The organism is Lacrimispora brassicae (assembly GCF_054772055.1).
Genome location: NZ_BRYH01000003.1, coordinates 28,734 through 41,773 on the forward strand (window position 1 = coordinate 28,734; position 13,040 = coordinate 41,773).

14 protein-coding genes and 1 riboswitch are annotated in these 13,040 nt (G+C 44.7%); of the genes, 9 read left to right on the forward strand and 5 right to left on the reverse strand.

Annotation, left to right across the window (positions count from 1 at the left end; genetic code table 11):
- Window positions 1-29 precede the first annotated feature (29 nt).
- The 4 genes from ACYVD3_RS01440 to ACYVD3_RS01455 all read left to right on the forward strand — a co-directional run bounded on the left by ACYVD3_RS01440 (window position 30) and on the right by ACYVD3_RS01455 (window position 4,232).
- A complete protein-coding gene (locus tag ACYVD3_RS01440) occupies window positions 30-1,661 on the forward strand; it encodes a hypothetical protein (RefSeq protein ID WP_460640728.1) in 1,632 nt (543 codons plus the stop codon).
- Between the two features lie 100 nt (window positions 1,662-1,761).
- Window positions 1,762-2,634 carry an amino acid ABC transporter substrate-binding protein gene (locus ACYVD3_RS01445; protein WP_460640729.1) on the forward strand — a complete coding sequence of 291 codons (873 nt, stop codon included), beginning with the start codon at window positions 1,762-1,764 and terminating at the stop codon, window positions 2,632-2,634.
- A gap of 170 nt (window positions 2,635-2,804) precedes the next feature.
- Window positions 2,805-3,455, forward strand: coding sequence for an amino acid ABC transporter permease (locus ACYVD3_RS01450; protein ID WP_460640730.1), 651 nt, complete (start codon window positions 2,805-2,807; stop codon window positions 3,453-3,455).
- A 12-nt stretch (window positions 3,456-3,467) separates the two neighbouring features.
- Window positions 3,468-4,232 (forward strand): amino acid ABC transporter ATP-binding protein, encoded by a 765-nt coding sequence (locus ACYVD3_RS01455; RefSeq protein ID WP_460640731.1) that lies wholly within the window; start codon window positions 3,468-3,470, stop codon window positions 4,230-4,232.
- 89 nt (window positions 4,233-4,321) lie between these two features.
- On the opposite strand, the gene ACYVD3_RS01460 is transcribed toward ACYVD3_RS01455, so the two are convergent.
- From ACYVD3_RS01460 to ACYVD3_RS01475, 4 genes are all read right to left on the reverse strand, one after another.
- The gene (locus ACYVD3_RS01460) at window positions 4,322-4,531 is read right to left on the reverse strand and encodes a tyrosine-type recombinase/integrase (RefSeq protein WP_460641027.1); all 210 of its coding nucleotides are present in this window, start codon (window positions 4,529-4,531) and stop codon (window positions 4,322-4,324) included.
- A gap of 101 nt (window positions 4,532-4,632) precedes the next feature.
- Entirely contained in the window at window positions 4,633-5,532 is a 900-nt protein-coding gene (dinD, locus tag ACYVD3_RS01465; RefSeq protein ID WP_460640732.1) for a DNA damage-inducible protein D, read from the reverse strand.
- 30 nt (window positions 5,533-5,562) lie between these two features.
- Window positions 5,563-5,931 (reverse strand): hypothetical protein, encoded by a 369-nt coding sequence (locus ACYVD3_RS01470; protein WP_460640733.1) that lies wholly within the window; start codon window positions 5,929-5,931, stop codon window positions 5,563-5,565.
- 148 nt (window positions 5,932-6,079) lie between these two features.
- Entirely contained in the window at window positions 6,080-6,403 is a 324-nt protein-coding gene (locus ACYVD3_RS01475) for a helix-turn-helix domain-containing protein (protein WP_460640734.1), read from the reverse strand.
- An 805-nt stretch (window positions 6,404-7,208) separates the two neighbouring features.
- On the opposite strand from ACYVD3_RS01475, the gene ACYVD3_RS01480 reads away from it, so the two are divergent.
- Complete coding sequence (locus ACYVD3_RS01480) at window positions 7,209-7,442, forward strand: hypothetical protein (RefSeq protein WP_460640735.1); 234 nt, start codon at window positions 7,209-7,211, stop codon at window positions 7,440-7,442.
- Between the two features lie 144 nt (window positions 7,443-7,586).
- Here ACYVD3_RS01480 and ACYVD3_RS01485 read toward each other — a convergent pair whose 3' ends face one another.
- Window positions 7,587-7,826 (reverse strand): hypothetical protein, encoded by a 240-nt coding sequence (locus tag ACYVD3_RS01485; protein ID WP_460640736.1) that lies wholly within the window; start codon window positions 7,824-7,826, stop codon window positions 7,587-7,589.
- Between the two features lie 495 nt (window positions 7,827-8,321).
- Between ACYVD3_RS01485 and ACYVD3_RS01490 the strand changes: the two genes are divergently transcribed.
- From ACYVD3_RS01490 to ACYVD3_RS01505, 4 genes are all read left to right on the forward strand, one after another.
- Window positions 8,322-8,969 (forward strand): hypothetical protein, encoded by a 648-nt coding sequence (locus tag ACYVD3_RS01490; RefSeq protein ID WP_460640737.1) that lies wholly within the window; start codon window positions 8,322-8,324, stop codon window positions 8,967-8,969.
- Window positions 8,970-9,250: 281 nt separating this feature from the next.
- Window positions 9,251-10,891 carry an ABC-F family ATP-binding cassette domain-containing protein gene (locus ACYVD3_RS01495; RefSeq protein ID WP_460641028.1) on the forward strand — a complete coding sequence of 547 codons (1,641 nt, stop codon included), beginning with the start codon at window positions 9,251-9,253 and terminating at the stop codon, window positions 10,889-10,891.
- 181 nt (window positions 10,892-11,072) lie between these two features.
- Window positions 11,073-11,846: a cobalt ECF transporter T component CbiQ gene (gene cbiQ / locus ACYVD3_RS01500; protein WP_460640738.1), complete on the forward strand. Its 774-nt coding sequence runs from the start codon at window positions 11,073-11,075 to the stop codon at window positions 11,844-11,846.
- Between the two features lie 43 nt (window positions 11,847-11,889).
- Complete coding sequence (locus ACYVD3_RS01505) at window positions 11,890-12,726, forward strand: energy-coupling factor ABC transporter ATP-binding protein (RefSeq protein ID WP_460640739.1); 837 nt, start codon at window positions 11,890-11,892, stop codon at window positions 12,724-12,726.
- A 26-nt stretch (window positions 12,727-12,752) separates the two neighbouring features.
- Window positions 12,753-12,938: riboswitch (cobalamin riboswitch) on the forward strand.
- Window positions 12,939-13,040: the final 102 nt, after the last annotated feature.

The following is a 13,040-nucleotide window of genomic DNA, read 5'->3' on the forward strand; positions in this document are numbered from 1 at the left end:
CGCGAAAGGGACCAAAAAGGGAAGAGGACATGGAGATAAAGGTACAGGATCCGGCCGCCGCTGCGGCTCCCATAGGCGAGCCTGGAGACATTCAACGGGCTGTTGAGGAAGCGGACATAAGGGGAAGGATGGAGGCAGGGGAACGGTTTGTGGAAGAGTTGAGCCGGAACGTGGAAGAAAGCCGTGAGAAAAAGAGCGGGGAAAGCGGCGAGGAAACCAGGGAAGCCAGGGAAACCAGGGAAGCCAGGCCGGGCCGGGATACGGCAGCTCTGTCGGAGGAAAGCGCGTATTATAAGCTGAGCCCTGAGGAACTTTCTGATCTTGATAAAATGTGGGGAAAGGAAGAGGCGGATCTGGCATGGGAGGATATCCTGACCTGGAGTCCGTCTGCTGCAAAGACTTTTACCGATGATCTGGACAGCCTTGCAGGGATTTATAAGGAACTGCTCCGGGCCATCCTTGAGAATACCACGGCAGGAGTGCAGGAGGGGCAGCTTGCCGCACTGGATGCCGTTTTATCGGATATCCTTATGAAGGTGCTGGAGGCCCGTATGGGGGAACTGGAGCTGCTTTTTGAAAAATTCGGCTCCCAAAGCTCCATGGCAGCCTTAAAAGCCGCCCTTTACCGCAGTGTTACGGGAAATACTTTAAGCATCAGGGAGCTGGAAAGGGTTTTTCAGGGACAACCGGAGAGCACCGGGGATTTGGTTACATTAAACCCTGGCAGCATCAGAACCCCGGTCAATGAATCAGGAAATGACGGAGAACAGGGAATGATTTACCAGCCGGCAGGAGAGGGACGGATAAAGAATGATCCCCAGTATGCCCAGCGGATGCGAAGAGAAGTGCCCATATCCGCTCTGGAAGGAAACGGCAGCCTGGGAGGCAGGTCAGATAAGGCCCATGGCGTTCAGGCCTCCATTTCCCCTATGGGGAAAAATACGGTTTATTCTTCCAATGATATTGAATCAGCAGAGCGCTTTGCCGGGTATATGAACCGCCGGGGGAATTTATTTAAAGCCTCTGCCCTCTCCGGGGGAAGTGAGGCGCTTTATGGGTTTCTGGCGGCTGTGATGGCAATTAAATCTCAAACCTACGGGGCTTATTCCGGAATCAATAAAGGGCTGGCCGCGGACTTGCGGGAAGCCGTTGACCGGATGATCGACTATTACATACAGGAGGCCTTTAAGAAGTCTGAGGGCATCATGAAAAGGTCTGGGAGCAGGAATACCCCATTTCAGCCCAGGGCTGCCTACAAGGTCTATTATTATATGATGAACCTTTATCAGACTACCAGGGATCTTAGGGAGACCGCAAACAAGGGGATAAGACATGCCTATCAGCAGTTCCTGAAGGACAAGGAATGTCTGGAAGGCAGGGAAGATTCCGGCTCCTTTTTTACCAGGGAGAAAAAGGACCCAAGGGAGGACTGGAAAGAGGGAAAACGGATGGTGGAACAGGACTGGAAGGAATTTCTTTCCTTTATGGGAAGAGAGGATTTAGGCGGGATCCCTCTGGGAATCATGGAACTCAGTCCATGGGGAATGCTTGCAGAGCCTGAGGGACCCTCTAAAAGAGGAGGAAGTACGGTTAGCCCGGTTTTGCTGGCGGGAGCTGGGATCGTGATTCTCATTCTGGTTTTATTTTTAGCTTTTTTTTAACAGCAGCAATGTAATTTTCATAACTGCAAATTTCTTCTTTACAGAAATACTTTACTGTGCTACCATGGTAACACATGAAAAGCAAGAGGAGGATGCAATTATGAAAAAAAAGGTTTTATTAGCGGCAATGTTGGGAGCAGCAGTCCTGCTTAGCGGGTGTTCCGGACAAAAGAATGCGGTTGCAGCTTCTGCGGCTTCCGATACAGCGTCATCAACAGCAAAGGAAACTGCAAAAGAAACAGCAAAAGAAACGGAAGCCGGCAAAAAGGAAGAAGCGGTTGCCGGAACGTTTACCGTTGGATTTGATCAGGATTTCCCGCCTATGGGTTTTGTAGGAGAGAATGGAGAGTATACGGGTTTTGATCTGGAACTGGCACAGGAGGTGGCAAACCGCCTTGGAAAGAAATTTGTTCCCCAGCCTATCGCATGGGATGCCAAGGACATGGAGCTGGAATCCGGAAATATTGACTGTATCTGGAATGGTTTTACAATTACAGGACGTGAAGAAGGCTATACCTGGACAAGGCCATACATGGAAAACAGCCAGGTATTTGTGGTGAGTAAGGATTCCGGCATCAAGACCCTGGCAGACTTATCAGGAAAGATCGTTGAAGTACAGGCGGATTCCTCCGCGGAAAAGGCGCTGCAGGCGGATGAAAAGCTGGCCGGGACCTTTGGAACCCTTCAGACGACACCGGATTATAACACAGCCTTTATGGATCTGGAAATGGGTGCAGTGGATGCCATTGCCATGGATGTAATCGTGGCAGCATACCAGATCGAGCAGAGAAAAGTCGATTTTATCATATTGGATGAAGCCCTTGCAGCAGAGGAATACGGCGTAGGCTTTAAGAAAGGCAATGACCCATTAAGAGATCAGGTTCAGGAACAGTTGGACGCCATGGCGGCTGACGGGACCCTTAAAAAGATTTCGGAAAAGTGGTTCGGCAAGGATGTAACTACGGTTAAATAAAAAAGTGATAAAATGGGTTCCGGTCCCGCGTCTAAGGGCCGGACTTCATTTGCGCGAGCAATGAGCCGAAGGAATATGCTTGCATATTCCTTCGACAAATGCCGCAGCAACTAAGAAAAACTTCCAAAGCGTGTTTTTCTTGGTTTTTCAGAGAACATGGAGGATAAATCATGGCTTTAACGAAGATATTTTCACAACTGGCAGGAGGAATGTGGGTCAGCATCCAGATATTTATGGTGACCCTGGCCTTTTCACTGCCCCTGGGCCTTTTGGTATCCTTTGGGAGGATGTCAAAAAACCCGGTCATACAGGCCGTTGTTAAATTCTATATTTCAGTCATGAGAGGAACTCCATTGATGCTGCAGTTGATGGTGGTATATTTCGGTCCCTATTACTTATTCGGCTTGAAGGTGGGAAACGGGTACCGCCTTTGGGCCGCATTCATTGGCTTTGTTATTAACTATGCGGCGTATTTTGCAGAAATATACAGGAGCGGGATCCAGTCCATGCCTGCAGGGCAGTATGAGGCCGCCAAGCTTTTAGGTTATACGAAACCCCAGACCTTTTTCCGCATCATATTTCCCCAGGTTGTGAAACGGATCCTGCCGTCTGTGACCAATGAGGTCATTACCCTGGTCAAGGACACATCCCTGGCTTTTACCATCAGCGTTTTAGAGATGTTCGCAGTTGCCAAGGCCCTGGCTTCTTCCCAGACCAGCCTTATCCCTTTTGTGGCGGCAGGTTTATTCTATTACATTTTCAACCTTATCGTGGCGGTTGGGATGGAATACATAGAAAAACGGATGAACTATTATCAATAGGAGGAAGAGAAGATGTACTTACTGGAAATGAACCATGTGAAAAAGGCATTTGATGGCCAGGGCGTGCTTCGGGATATCTCCCTATCGGTAGAGGAAGGTGAGATCGTATCCATCATCGGTCCATCCGGTTCAGGAAAATCCACCCTGCTTCGGTGTGCCACCATGCTGGAACAGATGGATGGAGGCGAACTTAATTATTTGGGAGAAAAGGCCGCATGGAACGGGCCTGATGGAAGGGCCGTCTATGCCAGGGGAGAAAAGCGGAAGGAAATACAGAAGAATTACGGCCTGGTGTTCCAGAACTTTCACTTATTTCCCCATATGACGGTTTTGAAAAATATTACCGATGCGCCCATCCATGTGCAGAAACGGGATAAGGAAGAGGTCCTTTCCGAGGCCATGGAGCTTCTCCGGAAGATGGGGCTGGAGGATAAGACAGGTGCCTATCCCTGCCAGCTTTCCGGGGGACAGTGCCAGCGGGTGGCCATAGCAAGGGCCCTTGCCTTAAATCCAAGGATCCTGTTTTTTGACGAGCCGACTTCTGCCCTGGATCCGGAGCTTACGGGAGAGGTGTTAAAGGTCATTAAGTCCCTTGCGGACATGCACATCACCATGGTCATTGTAACTCATGAGATGGCCTTTGCCAGAGATATTTCAGACAGGGTCATTTTCATGGCTGACGGCGTGATCGTAGAGGAGGGAACACCGGAGGAGGTATTTTCCTCCAGCAATTTGCGCACGCAGAGTTTTTTGGGCAGATATGGCGAAATCCTGTAGGAGTTGGAAGATTTTAGAAAAAAGATAAAGATTTTTATTAAACCCCTGAAACCTTTTGTTTATGCATGTTTCAGGGGTGTTGTTTTTTTCTATGACTGCATTTTGGCTGTATTGTAATAGGATTCCAACTTGTCCACTTTTACAACCATATACCCAAAATGAGTGTAAGTGTCCAGGGTGGTTTTAATATCATCATGTCCAAGTAGGTATTGAGCCTGTTTGATGTCTGTCCCTGATTTATGCAAGTCACAGGCATGGGTATGCCGAAATGTGTGGGGAGTAATTTCCTCTGCCAGCAGAGTATCGCTTACGGCCTGAAGTTTTTAAGAATATTACTCCAGTGATTGCACATGGATCGGTTGCCGTTATAGCTGCCGGATTCCCTCAACGTGGCTTTTCCTTAAGTCTTTTTTAATTTCTTTTGATGCTCCCTTTCGATTTGCTTAATGCTTTTTGCCGGAACAGGAAGATCTTCGGGCATGGTACCGCCAAGTTCTTCTATTGTTTGGCGGACCTTTTGCCCAACTTCAAAATGTGTGTGGTTCGCAGCATCTTTTCCCGTTATGTGTTCTTTCCGGAGCTTTTCATCGGTCTGCGTAGCACGAAATAAATTGGCAGCCAGTTCCGTGCTTCCCATGTGATCAAGGATTTTCTGACTATTTTTCAATCCCTTTCTTGCATGGATTTCCTTAACGCCTAAACCGCCATACAAACCTTGGTACCCCTTATTCTGAAAGATAGCATAATCTTTTGGTTTTACAACCCCAGCCATTTGAGCAGCGTCAGCCAAAGATTTGTTATGAAAAATCATTTCATTGCGGATCGCCAAACGTTTTTGTTCTTCTGTCAACTCGCCATAATTTTCAATGAGTTCTTGCTGATGAGTTTTAATGGCAAAATAGGACTGACCTAATGCAATTACCTTTTTGCGAGAATCTCCGTTTTGAACGATTAAATAACAAGCGTAGCGAGACAACTCAAAATCTTCAACTGGTTTAGTAGTAGCACCGGCAGATACGATTTTGTTAACCTCAACAAAATGGTCAGATACAACATTTCCACTATTTTCACAAGCAGTCTGCGCTTTATATATTACATTTAAAAAGTTTCTCCATTCAGTATATTCCAAAGCTGCTTGTAATTCTCTCGCATACCAGAATTCTTCTCCATATATATTAACGTAACGGATAGACTCAAACAGAGATTCTGTATAATTATTTTCCTCTTCTACAGAGAGAGCTTTTGATAATACCCTTTCGTGTACCTCGTTTAACTTTTGTTCAAATTCTTCTTTATTCACAGCAATTCCCCCTCATTTAATTTCATAGTATTATTGCTTTAAATTTCCACAACCACAAGTACCTACATAATTAAGATTATACTTTCCACATTTTGAGCATTTCCAACTATCAACAGGGGGAATGGCTTCTGATTGTTTTTCTATTTTACATGTTACCTGATGCAGCTTTTGGTAAATTTGTTCTTGGTTGTCAAGAATCTCATAAAAAGAAACTAAAATAACAAAATTAACAAAGAACAAGAACAATGCTGAAATAAAAATAAGAATGGTTAATAACCAATCTCGTTCCGGGCGCCCCCACAATGATACGTTTATCCCAAATGTTTTTGCAAAATAAAAACTTGCGATAGCACCTCCTATTAATTCAATTAATGCGATGATTTTTAGAATTTGCTTCATACTCTAATCCCCTTTTCTTTAGTTTTTATTAAAAGGCCATAGGCTATTTTAATCTTAATGTAAAACTTCTATTTCCCTACACTTCCCGTTATTCTATAGATATTGAATATTATGTATTCCTCCCCTTGGAGACTTTCGTAAGTGAAGATTAATCATTTCCTTTATTAGGGCGTGCCGCCAGAAGCAGTTTTTTATATTCTTCTATTTTAGCTAATTCCTCATCTGACCATTCTGAATCTTTGTGGGCAGAAATAGTTTGAGATTGTGATACAGTGGACCAACCATATAATTGATTGGGTTCAATATTAAAAATGTAACACATTTTTTCAATAGTGTCAGCATCTGGTTTATTGTCACTACGCTCCCAGTTAGAAATCACATTTTTTGATTTACCTAGCTTGGTTGCAAGTTGTTCCTGGTTTAAGCTTGCGAGATTTCTATATTTTCTTATGTTTTCAGCCAAGTTTCCCATTACCGAGTCTCCTTTAATTAATGTGTCTTGATTATACAGTAATTCTGTGATTTTGCAAATGAAAAATACAGAATTATTGGACTTAGTTATTAATAACATAGAATAACTGCGCTAAAGTAAAATTATACAGAAAATCTGTATCGAAAAAGGGGTGATAAATTGAAGATCAATGAAAGAATAAATCAGTATATTAAGAAATGCTGGGAGTGGAAAACATTGAGTTTTTCCACGGTGATGAGAACCTGGAAGTTTGTTTTTTTAAAGCTTACAAACTATGTGGGGAAGCTGATTGATGAATACATAGAAGATTTGGCAGGGGGTACAAACCTTTATATCAGGAAAAAGAGATGGAACAGAATCAAGACTTTCAACTACCCCACTTGGTTGTCCATATGGGACAATCGAAACTGTTATTGAAGAACCGGAAAACGTACCCGAACAGCCCGAACACGTACCAGGTTCCCTTGAAACTGTAATTGATGGGGAGTTCGTGGAAGTTCCGCCAGAGTGGCACAGCGGTAAGAATACTGGTCAGCTTTGGTGGAATCTTTGAAAGAGTTTCAGAAAAAGTCCTCATAAAAGGGAGGAGCCGGCAAGATGGGGAATCCTGCCGGCTGTATGAAAAAAAGTTTTATTTAAAAGGGTTATTGGCCTCTTTACAGTTATTAATATACCAGGAAATTGTGAAGGGAATTTGAGGAATCTGTGAAGAGTTTGTGAAAGCGGGTACATTGAAAACTTAATATTAATAGTTAGTAGTATTTGTTGTATTCTTAATAGTAAGAATTTCAAAGAGGTCTTTGATATGGGAAAAAGAGGTGTTGGTTCAACGTTCTGCTTTATAGCCTCTGTTTTATTTTCTGCCAGATACATATCTGCAGCAATATTTATGTCGGGTCTTTCATCAACATGGGATAGCGAATTATTTGCTTCGGGATTAGAGTATGCAGGCACTCCCTTGAGAACACTTAGTATTGTTAGTTTTATAATTGGAGTCGGCTATTTGGTGTGGGCAGAAGTTTCAGAGAAAAAGAAATAGCGGTCTGAATTTATATGTATCATAAAAAACTAATAACTATCAGTATTGAACTGGTAGTTTTTTTATTGCCAGAAATCAGGTGAAGTGAGATTGGCCGAAGCTGGGGCTTCGGCTAAGGAATAAAAATTTAATCGAAGGTGTAACTTATTTTTCACTTAAATTCCAACTGCGGACACCAAGGCTGGTGTTAAGTTCATATTTATTACAGCATTCGTCACAATAAATATTAACAACATGTTCTTCAAAGCCAGGAATATTATTGTGTTCTTCTGAGATTTTGCCTTTTCCGCAAGGGCACTCATATTCATGGAGTTCGGTAATACCAGGGCCAGCACCGTAGCCTACGTGTCCCTTAAGTATTGAATTAGTTAATTTAGTTTTCATATGTTAGCCTCCATTATTACAAGTATGATAACAAAGCAATATAAAATGAAGGTAATAAATGTATAAACTTTTTAATAAGTTAATCTAAAATTTTCCAGATAATGGAAATAAGAAGACAAGATATTTTAATGAGATTGAAGATACTGTGTCTTTCTTCGATGCCTTCTATACACAGAAAGGAGCAATATCAATTGGATTTAAAATAAAAAAGTTGTGTCTGCTTTTTCAAGTGAAAGATTCCGGCTGGCTTACTATATAGTAGATCATATCATTTCCTGACTGCATTTTAACTGCATGAAGCCTGGTTTCAACTGCATCCAGGTAGTAGCAGCCAGTGAGGCTAAAAGTCTCTAACCCCTTGATTTTAAGCAGAAAATTACCATTTTTAGGCAATTCGTAAAATTAATTAAGGAAAAAGATAAAGATTTTTCACAAACGGATGGTATACTAAATGTGGAATCATAGGTGATTTAGGAAAGAAAGAAGAGGATGCTTATGAAAAAAACATGGATTATAGCAGTGGCTGTTTGTGCGGCTGTTTTATTTACAGGCTGTGGAAAATCAGTAAAGAATACGGAAAGCGTGGCAAATACGGTTACGGAAACCACGGCTCCAACCTCCGAAGGTACGGAAGATGTGAGCCAGGAGGCGCCGGGCAATGGGGCGGAATTTAAGATCCTTACGGGTACGGTGAAAACGGTTGCGGATAACATGGGGACCATGACCATCCAAAGCGGCGACAAGGAATTGAACTTTGATTTAAGCGGTGCCGGGGTGGAGACTACTTATGCGCTGGAACCGGAGGTGAAAGTTTCCGTCATCTATAAAGGAGAGATCTCCGGTACGGATGCGGCTAATGCCAAGCCTGTCCTGGTATTAGACGGGCAGGAGAGCATGAAGGTGCAGGAGATGACCGGAAGCGTTGTAGACCAGGCCATGAGCACCTTTACCATTAAATCGGAATCCGGCACAGAGCTTGGGTTTATAAAGGACAACTGCGAGGGTCTGGACACGGATGTCCTTGGAACTGCCTCCAATGACAGCAATGGAAGCGGGGCCATGGTGAAGGTTACCTATGTGACTGTTACCTATGACGCAGGAAGCATGTCCAATTTCCCCTTAAGGGTAGAAGCTGCAAAGTAAAAAAACATAAAAATCCCGGATTTGCAGGCATGATTTACAAAATGGAGGCAGGCAAACCGCAGCCCGAATTCCGTAAATCAGCCTTTTGGTGAGCCAAAGGCATATGGAACTTTATAAAAAGCTTGCAAATTCGGGATTTTCATGTACAATAAGAGAGATGACAGAAGAAGGGGCCAATGGACCCCTATTTTGATGATTTTGGCTATCCGGAGGCAGAACCGGCAACAGGATGGAAAAGCGCCGGAGTGAACGATAACCAGATTGCAGAAAGGGAATTGAAGATGATCAGTGCAAGTAATGTAACATTAAGAATCGGGAAAAAAGCATTGTTTGAAGAGGTGAACATCAAGTTTACCGAAGGCAACTGCTATGGAATGATCGGCGCCAACGGTGCAGGAAAATCCACCTTCTTAAAGATTCTTTCCGGTGAACTGGAGCCAACGAACGGCGATATCATTTTAACGCCGGGACAGAGACTTTCCTTCTTAAAGCAGAACCACTTCCAATATGATGAGTGCCAGGTCCTTGATACCGTTATTATGGGAAATGTCAGGCTTTATGAGATCATGAAGGAAAAGGATGCCATCTACATGAAGGAGGACTTCACCGATGAAGACGGCATCAAGGCGGCGGATCTGGAAGGGGAATTTGCTGCCATGAACGGCTGGGAAGCAGAATCCGATGCGGCCAACCTTTTAAACGGCCTTGGGATCGAAACAGACCTTCACTACAAATCCATGAAGGAATTGACCGGCGGGTCAAAGGTTAAGGTGCTTCTTGCCCAGGCGTTGTTCGGAAACCCGGACATCCTGCTTCTTGATGAGCCTACCAACCACCTGGATTTAGATGCCATTGCATGGCTTGAGGAATTCCTCATTAACTTTGAAAATACGGTGATCGTGGTTTCCCACGACCGTTACTTCTTAAATAAGGTCTGCACCCATATTGCAGACATTGACTATGGAAAAATCCAGCTTTATGCTGGAAACTATGATTTCTGGTATGAATCCAGCCAGTTGATGGTAAAACAGATGAAGGAAGCTAACCGGAAAAAGGAAGAAAAGATGAAGGAGCTGCAGGAATTTATCCAGCGTTTCTCCGCCAATGCTTCCAAGTCCAAGCAGGCGACTTCCAGAAAGAAGGCCCTGGAGAAGATCGAACTGGATGACATCAAGCCGTCCAGCCGGAAATATCCCTACATCGATTTCCGCCCGGCACGTGAGATCGGCAATGAGGTGCTGACTGTTAATGGTTTATCAAAGACCATTGACGGAGTTAAGATTTTAGATAATATCTCCTTTACCTTAAACCGTGAGAATAAGGCCGCTCTGGTGGGACCTAATGAGCTTGCAAAGACCGTTCTTTTCAAGATCCTTTCAGGGGAAATGGAGCCGGATGAAGGCGATTACAAATGGGGCCTTACCACCAGCCAGTGTTATTTTCCAAAGGACAACTCGGTGGAGTTTGATAACGATGACACCATTGTAGACTGGCTGACCCAGTATTCTCCGGAAAAGGAAGCCACCTATGTGCGCGGGTTCCTTGGCCGTATGCTGTTTGCCGGAGAGGATGGAGTAAAGAAGGTACGGATATTATCCGGTGGGGAAAAAGTGCGCTGTATGCTTTCTAAACTGATGATTTCCGGCGCCAATGTGCTGTTGCTTGACGAGCCTACGGACCATCTGGATATGGAGTCCATTACGGCCCTTAATAATGGTCTGGTAAAATTCCAGGGAGTTCTGATTTTCTCCTCCCGTGACCACCAGATCGTGGAGACCACGGCCAACCGCATTATGGAGATCGTGAACGGCCAGTTGATCGATAAGATCACTACCTATGACGAGTATCTGGCAAGTGATGAGATGGCTCGTAAGAGACAGGTATTTACCTTGACGGAAGAACAGGTTGAGGAGAACAAATAGTCAAATAGTTAAATATTCAGGCAGATGCTGCAGTTCCGGTGAAAGAGATATAAGAGCCGGAGTTGCCCGCGTCTGCCTGTTTCTTTTCCCGGAACCTGCCTGGAACGGATATAATGGTGGCTGTTTGTGAGAACCGTTGCGTAATGATCTATCATGACGTATAATCAGACAGGGAAAGGAGGTGAGAACCATTGACACCATAGATTCTTACGCATATGCTTCCCGGATGCGGGGCTGGGATCCACGGTTTAAGGCTGTGACAGCGGTGGCTGCCCTGCTTTTTTGCATCGTGGCGGATGACTGGAAGGTTTCGTGGCTGGTGTTATTGTCCATGGCTGGGGTCACCACACTGGCAGGCGGTCTTCCCTGGAGAAAATATCTGGCCCTTCTTAAGATCCCCCTTACCTTCCTTGCTTTGGGAACAGGGGCCATTGTCATAGGCCTGTCTCCGGTGCCTCATGGACGGGTATTTGTTTCTGTGCCAGGTGGTTATGTGTATCTGATGGAAGGAGGAATAATCCTTGCTTTGGGGTTGATTTTAAAGGCCCTGGCGGCCTTAAGTGCCATGTACATGCTGGTGCTTTCTACACCGGCAAGCGAGATCATCAGTGTGTTCCGGAGGCTTCATGTTCCAAAGCTGATTTTAGAGCTGATGAACATGATCTACCGGTTTATCTTCGTAATGATGGATACCCAGTGCTATATGAAGCAGGCCGCCGAATCAAGGCTGGGCTATTGTGATTTTAAGACCTCCTGCCGTTCCTTTGGAAGCACGGCCGGAAATTTATTCGTGGTTTCCTTAAAAAAGGCCAATACCTATTATGATGCCCTGACCGCCCGATGCTATGACGGAGAGCTTTTGTTCCTGGAAGAGGAAAAGAAGGTAAAGGGATGGCAGCTTTGGGCCGCGGCCGGTTATTTTCTGGTGCTTTTATGGGTACGCCTGCTGGCTTGACCGGTTTTGGGCGGATAAAACAGGAGAAAGGAGGTGACGGAAGATGGAGGAAATACTTTTGCAGGCGGAGGACCTATGCTATTCTTATGGACAGGGGAACCAGGTGCTAAAGGGAATCAACCTTACCGTTAAAAAGGGAGAGAAAATTGCAGTTCTCGGTTCTAACGGTGCGGGAAAATCCACCTGTTTTCTTAATTTAAACGGGGTGTACCGCCCGGATTCAGGAAGGATCCTTTACCGCGGGAAAGAAATAGGGAAAAGGGATTTGAATGAGCTGAGAAAAAACGTAGGGATCGTCTTTCAGGATGCGGACAATCAGATCATTGCTTCCACGGTATTTGCAGAGGTGTCTTTTGGCCCTATGAATTTAAAGCTTTCAAAAGAGGAAGTGAAGAAACGGGTAGAAGATGCGCTGGAATACATGAATTTAAAGTCCATGAAGGACCGGCCTCCTCATTATTTAAGCGGAGGGGAGAAAAAGAGAGTCAGCATAGCAGATATCATTGCCATGGAATCCCAGGTGATCATATTTGACGAGCCTACGGCATCCTTAGATCCGGTGAATGTGGAAATGTTAAAGGAAGTTCTGGATAAGATGAACCAAATGGGGAAAACTCTTCTGATTTCCACCCATGATGTGGATTTTGCATACCGTTTTGCAGACCGGGCGGTGATTTTTTCCGGCGGATGCATCATTGCGGACGGGCCGGTGAGGGAAGTATTTGAGGATGATGAGGTATTAAATCAGGCCAATTTGAAAAAACCGGTCCTTTTGGAGGTTTATAACAGCCTGGTAAAGCATGGAATTTTAGAAGAAGGCGGAACCTGTCCAAGAGATACCGGAGAGCTGGAAATGCTCTTGGATGTACAAAAAAATTGACAGATAGGTTTTAAACAGCTACAATACAATCGTATCATGTGAAAGGTGCCTGTGAAAATTCTCCGCAGGATAATAGGGAAAAGGGTGCAAATCCCTTACGGTCCCGCCGCTGTAAGTGGGGAGCAGGGCTCAATGAATCACTGGGAAACCGGGAAGAGGAGCTGCTGTGACGATACACGAGTCAGAAGACCTGCCTTTTATAAGGAAGTTCGATTCGCCTTTGGCTCATCGAACGGCTAATTTACTAAATTCAGGCTACGCCTTCATTAAGTAAATTATGCCTGCGACGCATCTGGTTACGAGCGATGACCAGA